This window comes from Microvirga sp. GCM10011540 (assembly GCF_042650665.1).
Classification (GTDB): domain Bacteria; phylum Pseudomonadota; class Alphaproteobacteria; order Rhizobiales; family Beijerinckiaceae; genus Microvirga; species Microvirga lenta.
On sequence record NZ_JBHSBQ010000017.1, the window covers coordinates 49,746 to 70,758 of the forward strand.

At 66.3% G+C, this 21,013-nt stretch carries 21 protein-coding genes and 1 other RNA gene; 12 read left to right on the forward strand and 10 right to left on the reverse strand.

Annotated features, from left to right (window positions below):
• Nucleotides 1-21 precede the first annotated feature (21 nt).
• From ACFOYU_RS07345 to ACFOYU_RS07380, 8 genes are all read right to left on the reverse strand, one after another.
• The gene (locus tag ACFOYU_RS07345) at nt 22-1,026 is read right to left on the reverse strand and encodes a cation diffusion facilitator family transporter (RefSeq protein WP_377033052.1); all 1,005 of its coding nucleotides are present in this window, start codon (nt 1,024-1,026) and stop codon (nt 22-24) included.
• Nucleotides 1,027-1,043: 17 nt separating this feature from the next.
• Nucleotides 1,044-2,672, reverse strand: coding sequence for an ABC transporter ATP-binding protein (locus ACFOYU_RS07350; RefSeq protein ID WP_377033053.1), 1,629 nt, complete (start codon nt 2,670-2,672; stop codon nt 1,044-1,046).
• A complete protein-coding gene (locus ACFOYU_RS07355) occupies nt 2,669-3,835 on the reverse strand; it encodes an ABC transporter permease (RefSeq protein WP_377033054.1) in 1,167 nt (388 codons plus the stop codon). Before ACFOYU_RS07355 ends, ACFOYU_RS07350 begins: the two co-directional genes overlap by 4 nt.
• Before the next feature lies 1 nt (nt 3,836).
• Nucleotides 3,837-4,949, reverse strand: coding sequence for a microcin C ABC transporter permease YejB (locus ACFOYU_RS07360; RefSeq protein WP_226736801.1), 1,113 nt, complete (start codon nt 4,947-4,949; stop codon nt 3,837-3,839).
• The gene (locus ACFOYU_RS07365; protein ID WP_377033055.1) at nt 4,949-5,353 is read right to left on the reverse strand and encodes a DUF4260 domain-containing protein; all 405 of its coding nucleotides are present in this window, start codon (nt 5,351-5,353) and stop codon (nt 4,949-4,951) included. The genes ACFOYU_RS07360 and ACFOYU_RS07365 overlap by 1 nt, the downstream gene beginning before the upstream one ends.
• Nucleotides 5,354-5,355: 2 nt before the next feature.
• Nucleotides 5,356-7,221 carry an extracellular solute-binding protein gene (locus ACFOYU_RS07370; protein WP_377033056.1) on the reverse strand — a complete coding sequence of 622 codons (1,866 nt, stop codon included), beginning with the start codon at nt 7,219-7,221 and terminating at the stop codon, nt 5,356-5,358.
• Nucleotides 7,218-9,062: an extracellular solute-binding protein gene (locus ACFOYU_RS07375; protein ID WP_377033057.1), complete on the reverse strand. Its 1,845-nt coding sequence runs from the start codon at nt 9,060-9,062 to the stop codon at nt 7,218-7,220. The genes ACFOYU_RS07370 and ACFOYU_RS07375 overlap by 4 nt, the downstream gene beginning before the upstream one ends.
• Nucleotides 9,063-9,201: 139 nt before the next feature.
• Nucleotides 9,202-9,801 (reverse strand): c-type cytochrome, encoded by a 600-nt coding sequence (locus tag ACFOYU_RS07380; protein ID WP_377033058.1) that lies wholly within the window; start codon nt 9,799-9,801, stop codon nt 9,202-9,204.
• 289 nt (nt 9,802-10,090) lie between these two features.
• Here ACFOYU_RS07380 and ACFOYU_RS07385 point away from each other — a divergent pair, with 289 nt between their 5' ends.
• Genes ACFOYU_RS07385 through ACFOYU_RS07395 form a run of 3 tightly spaced genes read left to right on the forward strand, consistent with a single transcriptional unit; the run spans nt 10,091 to nt 12,218 of the window.
• A complete protein-coding gene (locus ACFOYU_RS07385) occupies nt 10,091-10,834 on the forward strand; it encodes a 3-deoxy-manno-octulosonate cytidylyltransferase (protein ID WP_377033059.1) in 744 nt (247 codons plus the stop codon).
• Complete coding sequence (locus ACFOYU_RS07390; RefSeq protein WP_377033060.1) at nt 10,831-11,685, forward strand: prephenate dehydratase; 855 nt, start codon at nt 10,831-10,833, stop codon at nt 11,683-11,685. Before ACFOYU_RS07385 ends, ACFOYU_RS07390 begins: the two co-directional genes overlap by 4 nt.
• Complete coding sequence (locus ACFOYU_RS07395) at nt 11,682-12,218, forward strand: GNAT family N-acetyltransferase (protein ID WP_377033061.1); 537 nt, start codon at nt 11,682-11,684, stop codon at nt 12,216-12,218. Before ACFOYU_RS07390 ends, ACFOYU_RS07395 begins: the two co-directional genes overlap by 4 nt.
• A gap of 5 nt (nt 12,219-12,223) precedes the next feature.
• Here ACFOYU_RS07395 and nudC read toward each other — a convergent pair whose 3' ends face one another.
• Nucleotides 12,224-13,126 carry an NAD(+) diphosphatase gene (gene nudC / locus ACFOYU_RS07400; RefSeq protein ID WP_377033062.1) on the reverse strand — a complete coding sequence of 301 codons (903 nt, stop codon included), beginning with the start codon at nt 13,124-13,126 and terminating at the stop codon, nt 12,224-12,226.
• A gap of 6 nt (nt 13,127-13,132) precedes the next feature.
• On the reverse strand, nt 13,133-13,549 hold the full coding sequence (locus ACFOYU_RS07405; RefSeq protein WP_226736783.1) for an HIT family protein: 417 nt from the start codon (nt 13,547-13,549) through the stop codon (nt 13,133-13,135).
• 304 nt (nt 13,550-13,853) lie between these two features.
• Here ACFOYU_RS07405 and ffs point away from each other — a divergent pair.
• The 9 genes from ffs (at nt 13,854) to ACFOYU_RS07450 (ending at nt 20,857) form a co-directional block, all read left to right on the forward strand.
• Nucleotides 13,854-13,952, forward strand: an RNA gene (gene ffs, locus ACFOYU_RS07410) — signal recognition particle sRNA small type.
• Between the two features lie 45 nt (nt 13,953-13,997).
• Nucleotides 13,998-15,827, forward strand: a complete 1,830-nt coding sequence (locus ACFOYU_RS07415) for a DNA polymerase III subunit gamma/tau (RefSeq protein WP_377033063.1) — start codon at nt 13,998-14,000, stop codon at nt 15,825-15,827.
• An 11-nt stretch (nt 15,828-15,838) separates the two neighbouring features.
• Nucleotides 15,839-16,159: a YbaB/EbfC family nucleoid-associated protein gene (locus ACFOYU_RS07420; RefSeq protein WP_226736779.1), complete on the forward strand. Its 321-nt coding sequence runs from the start codon at nt 15,839-15,841 to the stop codon at nt 16,157-16,159.
• 7 nt (nt 16,160-16,166) lie between these two features.
• Nucleotides 16,167-16,772, forward strand: a complete 606-nt coding sequence (gene recR / locus ACFOYU_RS07425) for a recombination mediator RecR (protein WP_226736777.1) — start codon at nt 16,167-16,169, stop codon at nt 16,770-16,772.
• A 149-nt stretch (nt 16,773-16,921) separates the two neighbouring features.
• Nucleotides 16,922-17,764, forward strand: coding sequence for a 2,3,4,5-tetrahydropyridine-2,6-dicarboxylate N-succinyltransferase (gene dapD / locus ACFOYU_RS07430; RefSeq protein WP_377033064.1), 843 nt, complete (start codon nt 16,922-16,924; stop codon nt 17,762-17,764).
• A gap of 58 nt (nt 17,765-17,822) precedes the next feature.
• Nucleotides 17,823-18,314 (forward strand): DUF805 domain-containing protein, encoded by a 492-nt coding sequence (locus ACFOYU_RS07435; protein WP_377033065.1) that lies wholly within the window; start codon nt 17,823-17,825, stop codon nt 18,312-18,314.
• Nucleotides 18,315-18,499: 185 nt separating this feature from the next.
• A complete protein-coding gene (locus ACFOYU_RS07440; RefSeq protein WP_377033066.1) occupies nt 18,500-18,949 on the forward strand; it encodes a DUF805 domain-containing protein in 450 nt (149 codons plus the stop codon).
• Nucleotides 18,950-18,991: 42 nt separating this feature from the next.
• Complete coding sequence (dapE, locus tag ACFOYU_RS07445; RefSeq protein ID WP_377033067.1) at nt 18,992-20,161, forward strand: succinyl-diaminopimelate desuccinylase; 1,170 nt, start codon at nt 18,992-18,994, stop codon at nt 20,159-20,161.
• A gap of 105 nt (nt 20,162-20,266) precedes the next feature.
• On the forward strand, nt 20,267-20,857 hold the full coding sequence (locus tag ACFOYU_RS07450; RefSeq protein ID WP_226736767.1) for a hypothetical protein: 591 nt from the start codon (nt 20,267-20,269) through the stop codon (nt 20,855-20,857).
• The last annotated feature ends 156 nt before the right edge of the window (nt 20,858-21,013 follow it).

A 21,013-nucleotide genomic window follows, 5' to 3' on the forward strand; every position in this document is an offset into this window, starting at 1 on the left:
GGAGTCACGACCGATACTGCATTACGGCCGCAGTGGCGACCCCTGCTCGCCGTGGGGGTGTCCCTCATGGGCGTGCCCCTCATCATCGTGCGCATGGGGCCTGGGCGGGCATTCCGGGCCATGCGAGGACCCGCCGGAGGCATGGATTTCGATCTGGATCGTCGCGTGCCCGATGCCGAAATGCTCCTGCAGCTCCCGCTGCACGTCGGCCAGGAAACGGTCTCCGGGGTGGCCGTCGGGCATGGCCAGGTGTACCGTCAGGGCGGTCTCGGTCGTGCTCATGGCCCAGATGTGCAGGTGGTGCACGCGGGCGACGCCCGGGAGTTCGGCCAGGAATCGCCGAACCTCGGCCACGGCAATGCCCTGCGGCACTCCATGGAGCGACAGCGTCAGGGACTGGCGCAGCAGATCCCAGGTGCTCCAGACGATGACGCCGGCGATGACGAGGCTGAGGACGGGGTCGATCCAGGTCGCTTCGGTCCACAGGATCGCCGCACCGGCAAGCACGACGCCCAGCGAAACCGCCGCGTCGGCCACCATGTGCAGGAAGGCGCCGCGGATGTTGAGATCCTGGTGGCTGCCGCGCATGAAAAGAAAGGCGGTGAAGCCGTTCACGATGATCCCGATGCCGGCCACGATCATGACCGTGAAGGCCGCGACAGGAGCAGGGTTCATCAGGCGGCTGATGGATTCCCAGACGATGCCGCCGACCGCGACCAGGAGCAGGAGCGCGTTGAAGAGAGCCGCGAGGATCGAGCTCGAACGCAATCCATACGTGAATCTCTCGGTCGGGCTGCGCTTGGTGAGCAGGGCCGCGCCCCAGGCGATGGCGAGGCCGAGCACATCGCTCAGGTTATGGCCCGCATCCGACAGGAGCGCCATGGAATCCGCGAGGAACCCATAGACGGCTTCGATAATGACGAAGCCGAGATTGAGAACGATCCCGATGACGAAGGCGCGGCCATGCCCGGCCTGATGGGCATGGTCGTGGTGGGAATGGCCTGCTTGGTGGTGATGTGCGTGCATGGTCCGACCGCCCAGCCTCACTGCCTGACGGCGCCGGCTCCGACCGTCTCGAGGTTGAAGGCCGCGGCGAAGAGAGCCCGGGTATACTCCGTCTTCGGCTCCGCGAAGATGCTCTCGGCCGAACCCTCCTCGACGATCTGGCCGTTCTGCATGACCACCACGTGGTTCGCGAGCGCCCGCACCACCTTCAGGTCGTGGCTGATGAACATATAGGCGAGATTGCGGCGCTTCTGGAGGTCGCGCAGAAGCTCCACGATCTGCGCCTGGACCGACATGTCGAGAGCGGAGGTGGGCTCGTCGAGCATGATGAATTCCGGCTCCAGGGCCATGGCGCGGGCGATGGCGATGCGCTGGCGCTGACCGCCCGAGAATTCGTGCGGGTAGCGGTCCATCGTCGCCGGATCGAGCCCCACATCGTGCAGGGCGCGGGCGACCACGTTGCGCCGCTCGCCATAGGAAAGGCCCTTGTCCTGCACGAGCAGCCCTTCCTCGACGATCTCCGCCACCGACATGCGCGGCGACAGGGAGCCGTAGGGATCCTGGAACACGACCTGCAGGTTCTTGCGCATCGGCCTGATCTCGTTCGCGCGAAGACCGTCGATGCGCTTGCCGAGGAAGACGACCGGCCCTTCCGACGCGACGAGCCGCAGGATCGCAAGTCCCAGAGTCGTCTTGCCGGACCCCGACTCGCCGACCACGCCGACGGTCTCCCCCTTGCGGATGCGCACGGATACGCCGTCGACGGCCTTCACATGGCCGACGGTCTTGCGGAAGAAGCCGCGCTTGATCGGAAACCACACCTTGATCGGGCCCGCATCGACGACGACCGGCGCATCGGTCGGCACGGGATTGCCGCGGCCCTTCGGCTCCGCTGCCAGAAGCCTCTGGGTGTAGGGATGCTGGGGATGGCCGAACACCTCCTCGACCGTTCCCTGCTCCACGATCTTGCCCTGCAGCATGACGCAGACACGGTCCGCCACCTTGCGGACGATGCCGAGATCGTGGGTGATGAACAGCATGGCCATGCCGAGCCTGCTCTTGAGCTCCGCGAGCAGCTTCAGGATCTGGGCCTGTACCGTCACGTCGAGAGCGGTGGTCGGCTCGTCGGCGATGAAGAGATCCGGCTCGTTTGCAAGCGCCATGGCGATCATGACGCGCTGACGCTGGCCGCCGGAGAGCTGATGCGGATAGGCGCCGAGCCGGCTCTCCGCGTCGCGGATGCCGACGAGGTCGAGGAGCTCGAGCGTGCGGGCGCGGGCATCCCGTTCGGACATCCCGCGATGGAGCTTGAGGATCTCGCCCACCTGCCGTTCGATGGTGTGGAGCGGGTTGAGCGATGTCATCGGCTCCTGGAACACCATGGCGATGTCGTCGCCGCGAACCTTCCGCATCTCGTTCTCGTCGGCGGCGATCAGGTCCTTGCCCTTGAAGAGGACGCGCCCGGACGGATGATGTGCGGTCGGATAAGGCAGGAGCTTGAGGATCGACAAGGCCGAGACGGACTTGCCGGAGCCGGATTCGCCGACGAGCGCCACCGTCTCGCCGGCCCTGATGTCGAAGGAGATGCGGTCGACCGCAAGCGTGTCCCGCTCTCCCTGGCGGAAGGCGACCGACAGATCCTGAACCGAAAGAAGGGGCTCCGTCATCGGAAGGCCTTTCTGGGGTCGAAGGCGTCGCGCACGGCCTCGCCGACGAAGATGAGGAGGCTCAGCATGAGCGCGATCACGAAGAAGCCGGTGAGCCCGAGCCACGGCGCCTGAAGGTTGGCCTTGCCCTGAGCGAGCAGCTCACCCAGCGACGGAGATCCCGGAGGCAGGCCGAAGCCGAGGAAGTCGAGGGAGGTCAGGGTCGTGATCGAGCCGTTGAGGATGAAGGGCAGGAAGGTCAGCGTGGCCACCATCGCATTCGGCAGGAGATGCTTGAACATGATGGTGGCGTTGGACAGCCCGAGGGCGCGCGCGGCGCGCACATACTCGAAGTTCCTGGCCCGCAGGAATTCCGCCCGCACGACGCCCACGAGGGAGACCCAGGAGAAGAGCAGCAGGATGCCCAGGAGCACGAAGAAGCTCGGCGTGATGATGGACGAGATGATGATCAGCAGGTAGAGCGCCGGAATCGCGGTCCAGATCTCGATGAAGCGCTGGAAGAGAAGGTCGACCCAGCCGCCGAAATAGCCCTGCACGGCGCCGGCCAGGACCCCGATGACCGACGAGATGCTGGCGAGCGCAAGGCCGAACAGAACCGAGATGCGGAAGCCGTAGATCAGGCGCGCCACCACGTCCCGGCCCTGATCGTCGGTGCCGAGCCAGTTCCACTCGATGTCGCTGCAGCCGGTGCCGCCGGTGCGCTCCGCGATCGGGCGGCACTGCTCGTCCGTCAGCATCCAGGTCGGAGGCGCCGGGGCGGGCACCGGCAGGTCCAGATTGTGGGTGTTGTAGGAGAAGCGGATCGGCGCCCACAGGAGCCAGCCGTTCTCCTGGATTTCCTGGGAGATGACCGGGTCGCGGTAATCGGTCTGCGCCAGGAAGCCGCCGAATTTCTCCTCCGGATAGTCGACGAAGGCCGGGTACAGCAGCTCGCCCTTGTAGGAGGCCAGGATCGGCCTGTCGTTGGCGATGAATTCCGCAAACAGGCTCAAGGTGAAGAGCACGAGGAAGATCCAGAACGACCAGTAGCCGCGCCGGTTGGCCTTGAAGTTCTCCAGCCGGCGCCGGTTGAGTGGCGAAAGACGGATGAACCCTTGCCTCGGGAGCGGAGGCGCCATCGGGATGCTGGAGGCAGGGGAGACGACGGGAACGTTCTCGTTCATCTCATGCCTCCCGTGTCTCGAAATCGATGCGGGGATCGATCCAGGTATAGGTGAGGTCCGAGACCAGGTTCACCACGAGGCCCACGAGCGAGAAGATGTAGAGATTGGCGAAGACCACGGGATAGTCGCGGTTCACGATCGACTCGAAGGAGAGAAGGCCCAGGCCGTCGAGGGAGAAGATCGTCTCGATGAGGAGAGCGCCGGCGAAGAACGCGCCGATGAAGGCGCCCGGGAAGCCCGCGATCACGATCAGCATGGCGTTGCGGAAGACGTGGCCGTAGAGCACCTGCCGTTCCGATAGGCCCTTCATCCGAGCGGTGAGCACGTATTGCTTGCGGATCTCGTCGAGAAACGAGTTCTTCGTGAGTAGGGTCGAGGTGGCGAAGGCGCCCAGCGCCATGGCGGTGATGGGCAGGGCGATGTGCCAGAAATAGTCGAGGATCTTGCCCGCGAGCGAGAGCTGCTCCCAGTTCTCCGACGTCAGCCCGCGCAAGGGGAAGATCTGCCAGAACGAGCCGCCCGCGAAGAGCACGATCAGGAGGATCGCGAAGAGAAAGCCCGGAATCGCATAGCCGACGATGACGACGGCGGATGTCCAGATGTCGAAGGTGGAGCCGTCCCTCACGGCCTTCTTGATGCCGAGCGGAACCGAAATGGCATAGGACAGGAGCGTCATCCAGAGCCCGAGGGAGATCGAAACCGGCAGTTTCTCCTTGATGAGCTCCAGCACCGAGATGTCGCGGAAGTAGCTCTTGCCGAAATCGAAGCGGGCATAATCCCAGAGCATCTTGAGGAAGCGCTCGTGGGCCGGCTTGTCGAAGCCGAACTGGGTCTCCAGCTGCTTGATGAATTGCGGGTCGAGGCCCTGCGCGCCGCGATAGCGGGAGGAGGTGGTGTCTCCGCCGCCGCCTCCGGGGGCGCCTTGCCCGCCCGAGAAGTCGCCGCCGCCGCCGGAGATGCGGGAGGTGGCGCCCGAATCCTGTCCCTGCAGCTGCGCGATGATGCGCTCGACAGGGCCGCCCGGGGCGAATTGCACGATCACGAAGGAGATGAGCATGATCCCCAGAAGGGTCGGGATCATGAGGAGGATGCGGCGCGCGATGTATGCGAGCATCAAGCACCCGCCCGTGCACGGCCGATGCGGCCGAGATGGGTGTCGCTGAAGCCGGAGGCGTATTTCAAGCCGTATCCTAACATGCGGTCAAACCCGATATGAGCGGCCCAGATCGCGGCCATGCCCAGGAAGATAGGGCTGTCGAGCAACAGCCCAACCCCGGCCAGGGCCGCCGGTCCGACGGTCGAATGCAGGATATTGTAGACCATAGCCCCCAGCCGAGGACCAGCCCCATAGGCGGCAAAGCTTGCATCGGGAGCGAAGAACAGGATCGCGTAAAGCCACCAGGACAGGCCCGTGAGGCCGTAGACCGCCGTCGCCGCGGCGAGCAGCGCCACGCCTTCCGCACGCAGGAACGCTCGGGGAGCGCCGGTCACGGCAGGTGTTTCGAGTAGTCTCTCCAAGCTTATCCTCGTCCGATCCGTTTCGCCTTCTCCGCATCATACCACCATATTCCAGGTGCGCCCGATCCGAAGCGCGGCTTCGTTTCGGGACGGGAGAACTGGTCCCAATAGGCGAGCCAGTCTTCGGCCTTGTACCACATGGGAACCCAGTAATGGCCGGAGCGGAGAACCCGGTCGAGCGCCCGGCAGGCGATGACGAGGTCGGGCCGGGTCTTGGCCTGGGAGATGCGCTCGATCAGGGCGTCCACGGCGGGATGGGCGATTCCTGCGATGTTGCGGCTTCCCGGCGTCTGCGCGGCCTGCGAGCCATAGACGATGCGCAGGCCGTCGCCCGGCGTCGCCGAGCCGCCGAGGCTGCGGCTTGCCATGTCGAAGTCGAACTCGTCCATCCGGCGCTGATACTGGGCCGCATCCACGATCCGCGACCGGGCCTCGATGCCGAGCCGCTTCAGATTGGCCTGGAACGGCTGGGTATGCGGCTGCAGGGCGGACTGGAAATCGAGAAACTCGATGGTGAAGGGCTGCCCGTTCGGCAGTTTCAGCACGCCGCCCTCGCGCTTGCATCCCGCCGCCCGCAGGAGTTCGTCCGCGCGGCGCAGGAGCCTGCGGTCCTGCCCTGAGCCGTCGGAGACCGGCGGCACGGGCGGCTCGCCGAAGACGGAGGCGGGAAGCTTGTCGCGGAACGGTTCCAGGAGCGCCAGCTCCTCGGGAGAGGGCGCACCGACCGCCTTCATGTCGGTGTTCTCGAAATACGACGTGGTGCGCTCGTAGGCGCCGAACATGATGTTCGTGTTCGTCCATTCGAAATCGAAGGCGAGGCCGATGGCTTCCCGAATGCGCGGGTCCTTGAAGGCGTCGCGGCGGGTGTTGAAGTACCAGCCCTGGATGGAGACCGGCGACTCGTTCGGGATCTCCTCCTTCTTCACGCGTCCTTCGCGGACGGCCGGGAAGTCGTATCCCGTCGCCCAGATCCGCGAGGTGTATTCCTCGTGGAAGTTGAGCGTGCCGTTCTTGAACGCTTCGAAGGCGACCGTGCGGTCGCGGAAGTACTCGTAGCGGATGCGGTCGAAGTTGTTCTGGCCGACATTCACCGGCAGATCCTTGGCCCAGTAATCCGGCACGCGCTCGAACTCGATGAAGCGCCCCTGCTCGAACCGTCCGACCTTGTAAGGGCCCGAGCCGAGCGGCGCTTCCAGGGTGGAGGCCTCGAAGTCGCGTCCCTGCCAGTAGCGCTCGGAGAAGATCGGCATTCCCGCGACGGTCAGATGCAGGTCCCGGCTCCGCTCCGGAGAGAGCTGCACCCGCAGGACGTCCTCCGCCTCCGCTTCGGCGGAAGCCATCTGGGTGAGGATGGAGCGGAAGATCGGGTGCCCCTTTTCCTTGAGCACGTTCAAGGAGAACGCCGCATCCCGCGCGGTCAGCCGCGATCCGTCATGGAAGCGCGCCTCGGGGCGCAGGATGAAGCGGTAGGTCAGCCTGTCGTCGGAGATGCGGATGCTCTTGGCGACGAGCCCGTAAAGGGCGTCGGGCTCGTCGCCCGATCCGGCCATGAGGGTGTCGAAGGTGCCGCTCATGCCGGCGGCGCCGTCCCCCCTCAGCACGTAGATGTTGAGGGTGTTGAAGGTGTCGAAGTTCTGATTGCCGATGGCCTGCTTGATCTGGACCGCAAGCGTGCCGCCCTTGGGGGCGTCGGGGTTCACATAGGCGAAATGCTTGAAGTCGGGGCCGTATTTCAGGTCGCCGAAGCTGGAGAGGCCATGGGTCTCGGTCTCGCCGCCTTCCTGCGCCCAGGCGAAGCGGGGCAGGCCGGCGAGGGCCATGGCGGCCACACCGCTCTGGAGGAGGGTTCGGCGTGTCGGCTGCGTCATCGGGGTGCTCCGGTCTTGGCGGCCTTGGCCTCGTCGTACCACCAGATGGTGGGGAAGGCGGCTCCGCCGTAGCGCGGCATCGTTTCGGGATGGCTGAAGCGGTCCCACCGCGCGGTCCGCTGCTTCAGATAGGTCCATTGCGGGACCATGTAGTCGTGGGCGAGCAGAACGCGGTCCAGGGCCTTGGTGGCGGCCACCAGCTCGGCGCGGTCCTTGGCGAAGATGACCCGGTCGATGAGGGCGTCGACGCCCGGATCGGCGATGCCGGCGAGGTTGCGCGAGCCCTCCCGCTGCGCCGCCTGGGAGCCCCAGTATTCGCGCTGCTCGTTGCCCGGGGACAGGGATTCGGGCCAGACGCTGGAGATGACGTCGAAGTCGAAGGAGCGGACACGGTTGACATACTGGACGTCGTCGACCGTTCGCACCGACGTGACGATGCCCAGCCGGTCGAGCGCCGCCTTGTAGGGCAGGAAGACGCGCTCGTCGTTCGGGGAATCGGCCAGAAGCTCGATCGTCAGGGTCTCGCCCTTGGCGTTCACCCGGCGGCGGTCCTTCAGTTCCCATCCCGCCTCGCGCAGGAGCCTGTCGGCCTCGCGCAGGTTCTCGCGGATCGCCGTGGGCGAGTCGCTGACCGGGTTGGTGTAGGGTGTCGTGAAGACCTGAGGCGGCACCTTGTCGCGCACGCTTTCGAGGATCGCCAGTTCCTGTCCCTCCGGCAGGCCCGAGGATGCGATCTCCAGGCCGTGGAAGTAGCTCGAGACCCGCTCGTACTGACCGGAGAAGATGGTCTTGTTGATCTCCTCGTAGGGAAAGGCCAGGTTGAGGGCACGGCGCACCCGCTGGTCCTTGAACTTGTCCCGCCGCAGGTTCAGCACGAAGGCCTGCATGACGCCTGTCGCGCGCAGGGGGAACTCCTCCAGGATCACGCGGCCTTCCCGGCGGGCCGGAAAGTCGTAGCCCGTGGCCCAGTTGCGGGCGCTGTTCTCGGTGCGGAAGTCGATCCGGTCGCCCTTGAAAGCCTCCAGCAGCACCGTCGCGTCCCGGTAGTACTCGTTGCGGATCTCGTCGAAGTTGTGCTGCCCGACATTCACGTTGAGGTTCGCGCCCCAATAGTCCTTCACGCGCTCGTAGGTGGCGCTGCGCCCGGCCTCGAAGCTCTTGAGGCGGTAAGGACCCGAGCCCAGCGGCGGTTCGAGGGTGGTCTGCGTGATGTCACGCTTGCGCCCGTCCGGCGCCGTGCCCTCCCACCAGTGCTTCGGAAGCACGAGAAGCTGCCCCATGATCTGCGGCAGCTCGCGGTTGCCCTTCTCGTCGAAGGTGAACCGCACCTCGCGCTCGCCCACCTTCTCGGCCTTGGTCACATTGGCGTAATAGAAGGCGTAGGTCGGGCTGTTCTCCTTCAGGGTCTCGAAGGAGAAGATGACGTCCTCCGCCGTGACCGGCTTGCCGTCGTGCCAGCGCGCCTCGGGGCGCAGGCGGAAGGTCACGGACGAGTAGTCCTCGGGATAGGAGAAGGACTCGGCCAGGAGGCCGTAGGAGGCGCTCGGCTCATCGAGGGAGGAGGTGGTCAGGGTCTCGTAGACGAGCCCGAGGCCCTGCTCCGGGGCGCCTTTGACCCCCGCGACCACGATGTTGAAGCTGTCGAAGGTGCCCTGGGCGCCGAGCCGGACCAGCCCGCCCTTCGGGGCGTTCGGGTTCACGTAGTCGAAATGCTTGAAATCCGGGGGGTACTTGGGCTCTTCGAGCAGACCGGAGCCATGCCGCCACCGCGCTTCCTGGGCCGCAAGGGGAGAAGAAGCCAGGCACGCGGCCAGGAGGCTCAGCAGAATGGTTCGGAACAAAAAGCGTCTCCCTCGTCGGGGCTTCCATCGGTCAGGTACATTTTTGTCCAGAACCCGACGAGCGCAAGGGACGAGGCACAAAAGAAAAGCCGGGCCGCCAGGGCCCGGCTTCAAGATTGCGAGAGATCGCTTCGCCGTCTTACTGAGCGGCAGGCTGAGCGGCAGGCTGACCAGCCGGCGGAGCGGCAGGCTGGGCCGCAGGCTCGGCCGCCGGAAGCGGCGCAGGGTTGTCGGACAGGGTCCGCATGTAGGCGAGGAGATCCGCACGGTCCTGGGCCGTGGCAATGCCCGCGAAGGCCATGATGGTGCCGGGGACGGCCTGCTTCGGATTGTGAACGAAGGCGTCGAGCGCCTCGTAGGTCCACTCGCCGCCCTTTTCCTTCAGGGCCGCCGAGTAGTTGAAGCCGGCGTGAGAGGCGACGGGGCGGCCGACGATGCCGTAGAGGTTCGGGCCGACCTTGTTGGCGCCGCCGTTCTCGAAGGTGTGGCAGGAGGCGCACTTGCGCGCCTGGGCCTGACCCTTGGCCGGGTCGGCCCGGGCCAGGAGAACCGGGAGAGGCTCGGCCGGGGCGGCCGGAGCGGCGCCTGCGCCGGCGGCCTCGTCGGGAGCCGGAAGATCGTAGCCCGCGACTTCGGGCCTCTCGGGGGCGAACAGGCCGCCAGCGATGACGTTGACGCCGACCACGAAGAGAAGCGTACCGAAGACGGCGCCCGCGATCTTATTGGTCTCGATATTCATGAATTAGGCTCTCCTCGCCTTGGGAAACCGGCGGAACCAGCGCAACGGGTGGGTCGAGCGCGGGCGGGTGCCCGCGACGGGGCGTTGCTTAGCCGTAGAGATAGGGTTTTGACAATGGGGTTTTCTGGTGTTTTCGCCGGTCTCGTCGTCGCAGAGCGATCTTTAGGGCCCGAAACGGGCGCGGCCACCCCGTAGGGCGCCTTGCCGCAGGACGGGAAGACGTCAGGGCGCCCATGACAAAACGGCCACGCCTTGTTAAGGACGCGCAGCTTTCATCCGAGCGTCCTCCATGTCCGATCCTCTCGTCCTGATCCCGGCGCGCCTCGCGGCAACCCGCCTGCCGAACAAGCCCCTGGCCGACATCGCGGGCGAGCCCATGATCGTCCATGTCTGGCGCAGGGCGGTCGAGGCGGGAATCGGCCCCGTCGCCGTTGCGACCGACGCCCCGGACATCGCCGACGCCGTCGCTCGGGCGGGAGGGACGGCGGTCATGACCCGGGCCGACCACGCCTCGGGTTCCGACCGCATCTTCGAGGCTGTGGAAAAGCTCGATCCGGAGGGGCGGCACGACGTGGTCGTGAACGTCCAGGGGGACCTGCCCACCATCGATCCCGCCGCCATCGCGGCCTCGGTCACGCCCCTCGCGGACTCGGCCGTCGATCTCGCGACCCTGGTGGCCCTCATCCACCGGGACGAGGAACGGACCAATCCGAATGTGGTCAAGATGGTGGGCAGCGAAGTCGCGCCCGGCCGCTTCCGCGCCCTCTACTTCACCCGCGCCACCGCGCCCTACGGCGAAGGGGCCCTCTACCATCATATCGGGCTCTACGCATATCGCCGCAGGGCTCTGCAACGGTTCGTCGGCCTGCCTCCGTCCCGGCTCGAGCTTCGCGAGAAGCTGGAGCAGCTGCGCGCGCTGGAGGCGGGCATGCGCATCGATGCCGTCGTGGTGAACGACGTGCCGCTGGGGGTCGATACTCCCGAGGATCTGGAAAGGGCGCGCGACATCATTTCTGCGCGGAGAACATCATGAACAAGATCATTTCGTTCCAGGGCGAGCCCGGGGCCAATTCCCACACCGCCTGCGAGGAGGCCCGTCCCGACTGGCAGATCCTGCCCTGCGCGACCTTCGAGGATGCCTTCGCGGCCGTGATCGAGGGGCAGGCGGGGCTGTCCATGATCCCGATCGAGAACTCGATCGCCGGCCGCGTGGCGGACATCCACCACCTGCTGCCGACCTCGGGCCTGCACATCGTCGGCGAGCACTTCCTCCCCATCCATTTCCAGCTCATGAGCGTGGCCGAGGCCGACCTCGGCACGATCAAGAGCGTGCACAGCCATGTCCACGCGCTGGGCCAGTGCCGCAAGATCATCCGCAAGCTCGGCCTCAAGGCCCATGTGGCGGGCGACACCGCGGGCTCCGCCCGGGAGGTGTCCGAGTGGAAGGACCCGACCAGGGCCTCCCTCGCGCCCCGCATGGCGGCCAAGATCTACGGCCTGAAGATCCTGGCCGAGGACGTGGAGGACGAGGCGCACAACACGACCCGCTTCGTCATCCTGTCCAAGACGCCGCAATGGGCTCCGGCCGGACAGGGGCCGGCGGTCACGTCCTTCATCTTCCGCGTCCGCAACCTCCCGGCCGCGCTCTACAAGGCGCTCGGCGGCTTCGCGACGAACGGCGTCAACATGACCAAGCTCGAAAGCTACATGCTCGAGGGCGATTTCACGGCCACGCAATTCTATGCCGAGGTCGACGGTCACCCGGAGGACCCGAACCTCAAGCGGGCGCTCGAAGAGCTCGAGTTCTTCTCGCGCGAACTGCGCATCCTCGGCGTCTATCCGGCCGATCCCTTCCGCGAGAAGATCAAGGAAGCGGCGGAGTGACGGTCATCGTCCGCGACGGCCGCGAAGCGGATGTGGAGGGCATCGCCCGGGTCCACGTCCAGGGCTGGCGGGAATCCTACGGGGACTTCCTGTCGCCCGAGGCCCTTGCCGGTCTCTCGGTCGAGGAGCGGGCGCAGATGTGGCGGTCGATTCTGGCCACGCCCGACCCCAAGGGGAAGCTCCTCGTCGCCGAGGCGCCCGGCGGGGAGATCGTCGGCTTCGCCCGCGGCGGGCCCGTCGGTCCGAAGGGCGCCGATCTTCTCGGAACCGAAACCGAGATCTTCGCCATCTACCTGCTCGATCGCGTGAAGCGGCAGGGCATCGGCCGCAGGCTGATGGCCGGCATCTTCGGCCACCTGGCCGAGCAGGGCTTCGGCTCCACCGGGTTATGGGTTCTGAGGGACAACCTCCCGGCCCGCCGCTTCTACGAGGCGCTCGGAGGCGTTGCCGGCCGCGAGCAGTCCTTCGACCTGCGCGGACAGGAGGTGACCGAGGTCGCCTACCGGTTCGAGCCCATCCCGCATTCGGCCTGAGGCGCTCAGGCCTTCACCCATTCGCGGATCAGGTGGTTGGCGATGGCGATGGGGGAGGGCGCGGCGAAATCCTCGTGCGTGCCGTCCAACATGCGGCGGATGTCGTCCTTGGTGAACCAGCGGGCGTCCTCCAATTCGTCCTTGTCGATGTCGATCTCGTCCGTCAGCGCTTCGCCGACGCAGCCGATCATGATGGAGGAGGGGAAGGGCCAGGGCTGGGACGCGAGGTAGCGCACCTCGCCGACGCGGATGCCGGCCTCCTCGAAGGTTTCCCGCCGAACCGCGGCCTCGATGGTCTCGCCCGGCTCCAGGAAGCCGGCGAGGCAGGAATACATCTTTTCCGGAAAACGGGCCTGACGGCCGAGCAGGCATTTGTCCCCGCGCGAGACCAGCATGATCACGACCGGGTCGGTCCGGGGGAAATGCTGGGCGCCGCAGGCGGCGCAGTCGCGGCGGAAGCCGGCCTGGGCGGCTTGCGTGGGCGCGCCGCAATTGGCGCAGAAGCGGTGCCGGTTGTGCCAGTCGAGCATGGATTTCGCCATGGCGAGCAGACCGAGCTCTTCCGCCGGCACGAGGCCGCGGACCGCGATGGAGCGCAGGTCGGCCACCGCGAAGGACGGATCGTCCTGGAACAGCTCCGCCGCCTCCGGCGCCGCCAGGGTGGCGACGACGGGACGGCCGCCAATGGTGCCGAGAAAGACCTGTTCCTTGTGGGCGGAAAGGCGCCCCAGAGTCGAGGCCGGCAGCAGGCCCGTGCCGGGCTCTCCGGCCAGGAGGATCGGCAGGTCGCCCGCCACCAGCACCATGGCGGTCTGCGGGTCCTTGGCGAACCGGTCGAGAAGGCTCGGGTCGCGCTCGGAGCTGTGGCGCACGAGGGGGTTGGTGATGTAGCCGATCGGCATGGTCATGGAGGGTCAGGCTTCTGCGAAAAGGGTGGCGGCGCGTTCGATCAGGGCGGTGGCGGCGTGGGCCGGATAGGGCGTCCGGGTGCCATGGCCCCAGACGGGCCCCGGCCAGGCAGGATCGGAGCGGAAGCGCCCGATCACATGGACATGGAGCTGGGTGACGATGTTGCCCAGGGCGCCCACATTCACCTTGTCGGGCTTGGAGAGGGCGGTCATGACCTTGGTCGCGATTCGGATCTCCTGCATCAGCTGGACGGCCTGCTCGTCCGAGAGGTCCGTCAGCTCGCTGGCGCCGCCGATGCGGGGCACCAGCACGAACCAGGGAAAACGGGCGTCGTTCAGGAGCAGGACCGAGGACAGGGAGAGGTCCCCGATCGGGATCGTATCGGCGTCGAGCCGGGAATCGAGCTGGAAGGCTGAGGTCATGGCGCCACGTTAGCCGAGCTTGGCGGCCAATGCCTATCCCCGACTTGAGCCTGCAACCTCGGTGGTGAGTGAGTGCGCCGTCATTCCGGATGGCGGAGCCAGGCCCGGAACCCATAGCCGCCTGCGCCTCAGAAATGAGCGGCGAACGTCCCGCCTCATTCTGCATCGCTGCGTTTATGGGTTCCGGGTTCCGCTTGCGCGGCCCCGGAATGACAGGGCGTCACGCTTGGCCGAACTTCGAACCGAGTCGCCACTGCGGCTCAATGCGGCTTGCGTTCGGGTTGCGAAACCCCCATATAGGCGGTGGGAGGTTGGCGAGGGACGTCTCACTCGCCAACCGGGTCAGGTCCGGAAGGAAGCAGCCCTAACGAGACCGAACGGGTCTTCGTCCAGCCTCCCACCCCGGCGCTTCCGCAAGCGCCCGATGTGATCCCAAGCCTTGCAGCCGATGGACGAAACCACAGCCGGCACGCCCCTGATCGACGAGTCGGCCTTGCCGGGTTTCCCTCCTGCGCCCGTGGCGGCGCCGGCCTCGCCCTACCGCGTCCTCGCCCGGAAATACCGCCCCCGCACCTTCGACGATCTGATCGGCCAGGAAGCGATGGTCCGCACGCTCTCGAATGCGTTCGAGGCCGGGCGCATTCCGCAGGCCTGGATGCTGACCGGGGTGCGCGGCGTCGGCAAGACCACGACCGCCCGCATCCTCGCCCGCGGCCTCAACTATCAGAAGCCCGACGGCACCGGCGGCCCGACGATCCACATGCCCGAGCTCGGCCTCCACTGCGAGGCGATCATGGAATCGCGCCACGTGGACGTGCTGGAGATGGACGCCGCGTCCCATACCGGCATCGACGACGTGCGCCAGATCATCGACGGCATCCGCTACTCGCCGGTTTCGGCCCGGTACAAGGTCTACATCATCGACGAGGTCCACATGCTCTCGGAGAAGGCGTTCAACGCCTTCCTGAAGACGCTGGAGGAGCCTCCCCCGCACGCCAAGTTCATCTTCGCCACCACCGAGATCCGCAAGGTTCCCGTCACGATCCTGTCCCGTTGCCAGCGCTTCGACCTGCGCCGCATCGAGGCGGACAAGCTCGTGGCCCATCTCGGCCGCATCTGCGAGGCGGAAGGCGTCACCGCCGATCAGGAGGCGCTGGCCGCCATCGCCCGCGCGGCCGAGGGCTCGGCGCGCGATTCCCTGTCCCTGCTCGATCAGGCCATCGCCCATGGGGCGGGAATCGTGCAGGCCGAGACCGTCCGCGACATGCTGGGCCTCGCCGACCGCACCCAGGTGATCGACCTGTTCGAGGCGGTCATGCGCGGCGACGTGCCGGCGGCCTTCGCGGGCCTGCGCGCGCAATACGATTCCGGCGCCGATCCCGGCGTCATCCTGTCGGATCTCGCCGCCTTCTCGCACGTGGTCACGCGCCTGAAGCTGATCCCCGATGCGGCCAAGGATCCGGCCCTGTCGGAGATCGAGCGGAGCCGGGGCACGGATTTCGCCCAGAAGCTCACCGTGCGGACCCTGTCCCGCGCCTGGCAGATCCTTCTGAAGGGCATTCCCGAGGTCCAGGCTTCGAGCCGCCCCGTCGCGGCGGCCGAGATGGTGCTCGTCCGCCTGGCCTATGCGGCCGACCTGCCGACCCCGGACGAGGCTCTCCGCGCCCTGAAGGACGGTGCGCCGCTGCCCGCCGGCGGCCCGCCGGCACCGTCCGCCAGCCCATCCCCTCCCGCCACGTCGGGCAACATGGCGCTCGCCACCTCCCAGCCCAGGCCGCAGCCGAGGCCCGACCCCTCCGGGGGCGCTCCGGCCCTGCGCCTGCGCCGCTTCGAGGACGTGGTCGCCCTCGCCGGGGAGAAGCGGGAGATCGTTCTCAAGTCCGCCCTTGAGCGGGATGTCCGTCTCGTCCGGTTCGAGGAGGGCAGCATCGAGCTCAGCCTCGCCGAGGGCGGCAGCCGCACCATCGCCAACGATCTCGCCCGCGCCCTCCAGCTCTGGACCGGGCAGCGCTGGATGGTCGCCCTGTCCTCGGAAGAGGGGGCGCCGACCCTGCACGAGCAGGCGGCCACCGCCGAGCGGGAGCGCAAGGAAGGCGCGGCGAGCCATCCGCTCGTTCAGGCGGTCCTCGCCAAATTTCCCGGAGCGAAGATCGTCAACGTGGTCGAGCGCTCCGACAAGGCGGACGAGGGCGGCGTGATCGACGCCGAAGCGGAGATCCTCGGCGAGGCCGATGCGATCGACGCGCACGAGACCGAAGCCGACGACGATCTGGATTAGAGGGAACGGACATGAAGGACATCATGGGACTCATGAAGCAGGCTCAGGCGATGCAGCAGAAGCTGCAGGACGCTCAGGCCGAGCTGGAGAACGTGGAGGTCGAGGGCACGGCCGGCGGCGGCGCCGTGACCGTGAAGGTGTCCGGCAAGGGCGAGATGCGGGGGATCAGCATCGATTCCTCGCTCATGAACCCGGACGAGAAGGAAATCCTCGAAGACCTCATCGTCGCCGCCATGAACGATGCCCGCGGCAAGGCCGACCGGGCCGCGCAGGAGCGGATGGCGGAGCTGACCAAGGGCCTGCCGCTGCCGCCCGGCATGAAGCTGTTCTGAGGACTGAATGGCCCAACACGTTGCCGGACCTGAAATCGAGCGCCTGATCCAGCTGCTGGCCCGCCTGCCGGGCCTCGGCCCCCGCTCGGCCCGACGCGCGGCGCTGCACCTCATCAAGAAGCGCGAGACCCTGCTCAATCCCCTGAGCGACGCCATGCGCGTCGCCAACGAGCGGATCGTGGTGTGCTCGTCCTGCGGCAACGTGGACACGTCCGACCCCTGCACCGTCTGCAAGGACCCGAGGCGCGACGCCTCGATTCTCGTGGTGGTGGAGGACGTGTCGGACCTCTGGGCCCTCGAGCGCTCCGGCGCCGTCAATGCGCTCTACCACGTGCTCGGCGGCGTTCTCTCGCCCCTCGACGGGGTCAGGCCCGAGCACCTCAACCTGGATCGCCTCGTCGCCCGCGCCTCGGAGCCCGGCGTCACGGAGGTCATTCTCGCACTCAACGCCACCGTCGATGGGCAGACGACGGCCCATTACATCACCGAACTCCTCGGCCATCTGCCGGTGAAGGTGACGAAGCTCGCCCACGGCGTCCCCGTCGGCGGCGAGCTCGATTATCTCGACGAGGGCACCCTGTCGGCCGCGATCCGGCAGCGCACGAGCTTTTGAAGCCTCCGCCATCCTTCAAGGCCGAGGGACCCGTTCCCCCGCGCGTCCGGGCGCCGGCGCCCTGTCCTGCCGTAGAGGCAGAGTCTCAGGTGACAGGCTCGGCCGCCGTTGCTAATCACTCCCCATCTCAGCCCTTTCCCGAGTGATCCATGTCCAACACCGACCTCGCCCAAACCATCGACGCCGCCTGGGAAGACCGGGCCAACGTGAACCCCTCCACCAAGGGCGCGGTTCGCGAGGCCGTGGAGCAGGCGCTCCACCTTCTCGATTCCGGCAAGGCCCGCGTGGCGGAGAAAACCGGCGGCGACTGGCAGGTGCATCAGTGGCTGAAGAAGGCCGTGCTGCTCTCCTTCCGCCTCAACGACATGACCGTCATCAAGGGCGGTCCCGGCGATGCGGTCTGGTGGGACAAGGTGCCGTCGAAGTTCGACGGATGGACCGAGACCGAATTCAAGGCGGCGGGCTTCCGCGCCGTGCCGAACTGCACCGTCCGCCGCGGCGCCTATATCGCGCCGGGCGTTGTGCTGATGCCGTCCTTCGTCAATCTCGGCGCCTATGTGGACGAGGGCACCATGGTCGATACCTGGGCGACGGTCGGCTCCTGCGCCCAGATCGGCAGGAACGTGCATCTCTCCGGCGGCGTCGGCATCGGCGGCGTGCTGGAGCCGCTCCAGGCCAATCCCACCATCATCGAGGACAACTGCTTCATCGGCGCCCGCTCCGAGGTGGTCGAGGGCGTCGTGGTGGGCGAGGGTTCGGTGCTCTCCATGGGCGTCTTCATCTCGGCCTCGACCAAGATCATCGACCGCAACACCGGCGAGGTCTTCGTCGGCCGGGTGCCTCCCTACTCGGTGGTCGTGCCCGGCTCCCTTCCCGGCAAGCCGCAGCCGGACGGCACGCCCACCCCATCGCTCTACTGCGCCGTCATCGTGAAGCGCGTCGATGCCCAGACCCGCGCCAAGACCGGCATCAACGAGCTGCTGCGGGACTGACCAGTCTGGTGCCATCACCTGATTTGATGATATATTATATCATCAAATCAGGTGGACTATGAACTATCTCAGGCTTTTCTTCAGCTTCTTCGGGCGAATCCGACGCACGGTGTATTGGGGCGGATTGGTCTTCAACATCCTCGCCTTTCTGACTGTCTTCTTCATTGCGGATTCCATCGTCCTGAAATCGGGCGGGCATCTTTACGCTCAAGCCTTCAAGAAGTGTCTTCTCATCAGTGCTGTGATCGCATTGACAGTCTCGGCCCTGTCTCTGCATGTCCGGCGCGCGCGCGACAGGGGCCTGAACGGGTGGTGGGGTGCCTTGGGGTTCGGGGTCGTCGGGCTGAGCGGTTGGTGGATCGGACACATTTTGCCGACAATGCTCAAGGATCCGATGTACTTGCTGCCAGCCAGTCCAGCCTTAGCAGCACTGGCGTTTGTTCTCTTTCAGTTTGGCGTTATTCGGGGCCCAAACGGCTCCAACGAATCGGGCCCTGATCCACGCGTGGAGGACGCCATGGAGGAGATGCGCCTCATGTCGCGGAACTGACATGAGGTGGACCGGCTGGCATGCCGGGCCCTGTCTCCACCGCACGGTCATCTTGAGGCGAGCCGATGCGCGGACCTGCGCCGAGACCGGCGCCACGAACCGTTGCGATAGGAGCACCGAGGGCGACTTGATCTCCCTAAGACACCGCATAGATATGATATAAGATATCACGAAGGCGGTGTCCGGTGAGTGCTTTCGCCCTTTTCTTCAGCTTCCGTGGACGCATCAACCGTGCACGGTACTGGTTCGCGATGCTCGTTCTCACGGGGATTGTTGCTGTCCTGAGCGTGAGCATCGGTTATCTGGACGATGGGCGGGGCTGGACTGATTACGCTGTCCTGGCTCTTGTCTTTCTCGTTGTCGTCTATTCGGGCTTCGCAGTCAGTGCGAAGAGGCTTCATGACCGGGACAAGAGCGGCTGGCTGCTGTTGTACCTGCTGGCTCCCGCGCTGATTTTAGCACCTGCCGAAGCGATGCAGAATCGCCTCATCGTTCTTGCCGGAACTCTTTTCTCGTGGGCTGTCAGCATCTGGTTCCTGATCGAGCTCGGCATCCTGCCGGGCGGCGCAGGGCCGAACAGGTTCGGGGAAGATCCTCTCGCGCGCGGTTTCGATTCGAGACGCCCTTCGAAGTAAATATTGGAATTGATTTCCAGCCCGATCGTGCTTCATGGAAGCATGACGCACAGCACCTCGCCCCTCTCCCTCGCCCAATCCCTCCTGCGCTGCCCTTCCGTGACGCCCGAGGAGGGCGGGGCGCTCGCTTTCATCGAGGGCGTGCTGAAGGAAGCGGGATTCGAGGTGCACCGGCCGGTCTTTTCGGCACCCGGCACGCCGGACGTGGAGAACCTCTATGCCCGCTACGGCTCGGGAGAGCCCTACCTGCTCTTCGCGGGCCATACGGACGTGGTGCCGCCCGGCGATGCGAGCCGGTGGCGGCACGATCCGTTCGGCGGCGAGATCGTCGGTGGTGAACTCTACGGGCGCGGCGCGGTCGACATGAAGGGCGGCATCGCCTGCATGATGGCGGCGGCGCTGGACTTCATCCGTGAGCGGCCCGATTTCGGCGGCTCCATCGGCTTCCTCATCACCGGCGACGAGGAAGGCCCTGCCGTCAATGGCACGGTGAAACTGCTCGAATGGGCGAAGGCGCGGGGCGAGCGCTTCAGCCACTGCATCCTCGGCGAGCCGACGAATCCCAACCGGCTCGGCGACATGATCAAGATCGGCCGCCGCGGCTCGCTCACCGGCCGGATCATCGTCGAGGGCAAGCAGGGGCACGTGGCCTATCCGCATCTCGCCGACAACCCGATCCCCGGAATGATGCGCCTGCTGGACGGTCTGCTGCGCGAGCCGCTCGACAAGGGCACCGAGCATTTCGACGCCTCCAATCTCGAAGTCACGACGGTCGATGTGGGCAACCCGGCCACGAACGTCATCCCGGCCGAGGCGCGGGCGACGTTCAACATCCGCTTCAACGACCTTTGGACCCCGCAGAGCCTCGAGGACGAGATCGCGCGGCGCCTGCGCGAGGCGGCAGGAAATACGGTGCGCTACTCACTTGTTGTTGAACCCACCAACGCCGTGGCCTTCCTCACCGAACCAAACGCCTTCGTCGGATTTATCAGTGATGCCGTCGAGGCAGAGACGGGACAGCGTCCCGCCCTCTCCACCACGGGCGGCACGTCGGATGCGCGTTTCATCGTGAAGGACTGTCCGGTCGTCGAGTTCGGCCTCGTCGGGCAGACCATGCACCAAGTCGACGAGCGGGTCGCCGTCGCCGATCTCGACGGGCTTGCGGGAATCTACCGCAAGGTGCTGGACGCCTATTTCACCCGGTCTCCCTGAGCCTACCCAAGCGGGATGATATTCGACTAAAGTCGATATCGGGCCGGAACGATTTGCGGCCTTGGCCGGTTTTGCGTGAGAAAACCGCAATCCCGGGGGCTGTTCATGATCGTCACCGCCGATGAAGTAAACCGCTCGTTCAAGGGAACCATCGATCTGCTCAACAGCAGAGCGGAGGGGCTGAAATCCTTCGACATGAGCGAGCGCGGGTTCTGGCGCTCCTTCTCGGCGATCTGGCTGACGCTTCCCGCCTACATCGTCTCCCTGGCCTTCGAGCGGCTTCGCCTCGGCCTTGTGGACCCGGACCGGACCCTGCTCGACAGCGTCTGGATCGATGCGGTGGTGGCGCTCGGTCACGTGGCGGGCTTCATCGCCCTGCCGGTGGCCATGATCTGGGTGACCCGGGGCCTGCGGCTCACTCACCGCTACGTGCCCTTCGTCATCGTCACGAACTGGATCACGGTCGCCGGAATGCTGGTGCTCTCGGTTCCGGCCATGCTCCTGCTGCTGGGATGGGCGACGCCGGCTCTGGCCAGCCTGTTCGGCCTCGCGTTCTCCATCATCGTCCTGCGGCTGCAATGGTTCGCCACCAAGGCGACGCTGGGCGTGCACGGCCTCATCGCCTTCGGGATCGTTATCCTCGGGCTCGTGCTCAATTCCGTCGTGGGAAGCGCGATGCGGGGCCTGCTCGGCTAAAGCGCCGGACCCACTTTTTCGCACGATGCTCTAAGGTCTGTGGGGATTCACATGAGGTTGGGCTTATGATTCAAGCTCTTGATGGATCGCTATGTCTTGACGGACGCCCAATGGGCGAAGATGGAGCCGCATTGTCTGGGTAAGCCAACCGACCCC

Coding starts and splice junctions, on each gene's coding strand:
- ACFOYU_RS07355 (WP_377033054.1), bottom strand. CDS start 3,835: ATGAACGAGAACGTTCCCGTCGTCTCCCCTGCCTCCAGCATCCCGATG.
- dapD (WP_377033064.1), top strand. CDS start 16,922: ATGTCCAACACCGACCTCGCCCAAACCATCGACGCCGCCTGGGAAGAC.
- recR (WP_226736777.1), top strand. CDS start 16,167: ATGGCCCAACACGTTGCCGGACCTGAAATCGAGCGCCTGATCCAGCTG.
- ACFOYU_RS07350 (WP_377033053.1), bottom strand. CDS start 2,672: ATGACGGAGCCCCTTCTTTCGGTTCAGGATCTGTCGGTCGCCTTCCGC.
- ACFOYU_RS07370 (WP_377033056.1), bottom strand. CDS start 7,221: ATGACGCAGCCGACACGCCGAACCCTCCTCCAGAGCGGTGTGGCCGCC.
- ACFOYU_RS07360 (WP_226736801.1), bottom strand. CDS start 4,949: ATGCTCGCATACATCGCGCGCCGCATCCTCCTCATGATCCCGACCCTT.
- ACFOYU_RS07415 (WP_377033063.1), top strand. CDS start 13,998: ATGGACGAAACCACAGCCGGCACGCCCCTGATCGACGAGTCGGCCTTG.
- ACFOYU_RS07345 (WP_377033052.1), bottom strand. CDS start 1,026: ATGCACGCACATCACCACCAAGCAGGCCATTCCCACCACGACCATGCC.
- ACFOYU_RS07435 (WP_377033065.1), top strand. CDS start 17,823: ATGAACTATCTCAGGCTTTTCTTCAGCTTCTTCGGGCGAATCCGACGC.
- ACFOYU_RS07380 (WP_377033058.1), bottom strand. CDS start 9,801: ATGAATATCGAGACCAATAAGATCGCGGGCGCCGTCTTCGGTACGCTT.
- dapE (WP_377033067.1), top strand. CDS start 18,992: ATGACGCACAGCACCTCGCCCCTCTCCCTCGCCCAATCCCTCCTGCGC.
- nudC (WP_377033062.1), bottom strand. CDS start 13,126: ATGACCATGCCGATCGGCTACATCACCAACCCCCTCGTGCGCCACAGC.
- ACFOYU_RS07405 (WP_226736783.1), bottom strand. CDS start 13,549: ATGACCTCAGCCTTCCAGCTCGATTCCCGGCTCGACGCCGATACGATC.
- ACFOYU_RS07390 (WP_377033060.1), top strand. CDS start 10,831: ATGAACAAGATCATTTCGTTCCAGGGCGAGCCCGGGGCCAATTCCCAC.
- ACFOYU_RS07420 (WP_226736779.1), top strand. CDS start 15,839: ATGAAGGACATCATGGGACTCATGAAGCAGGCTCAGGCGATGCAGCAG.
- ACFOYU_RS07385 (WP_377033059.1), top strand. CDS start 10,091: ATGTCCGATCCTCTCGTCCTGATCCCGGCGCGCCTCGCGGCAACCCGC.
- ACFOYU_RS07450 (WP_226736767.1), top strand. CDS start 20,267: ATGATCGTCACCGCCGATGAAGTAAACCGCTCGTTCAAGGGAACCATC.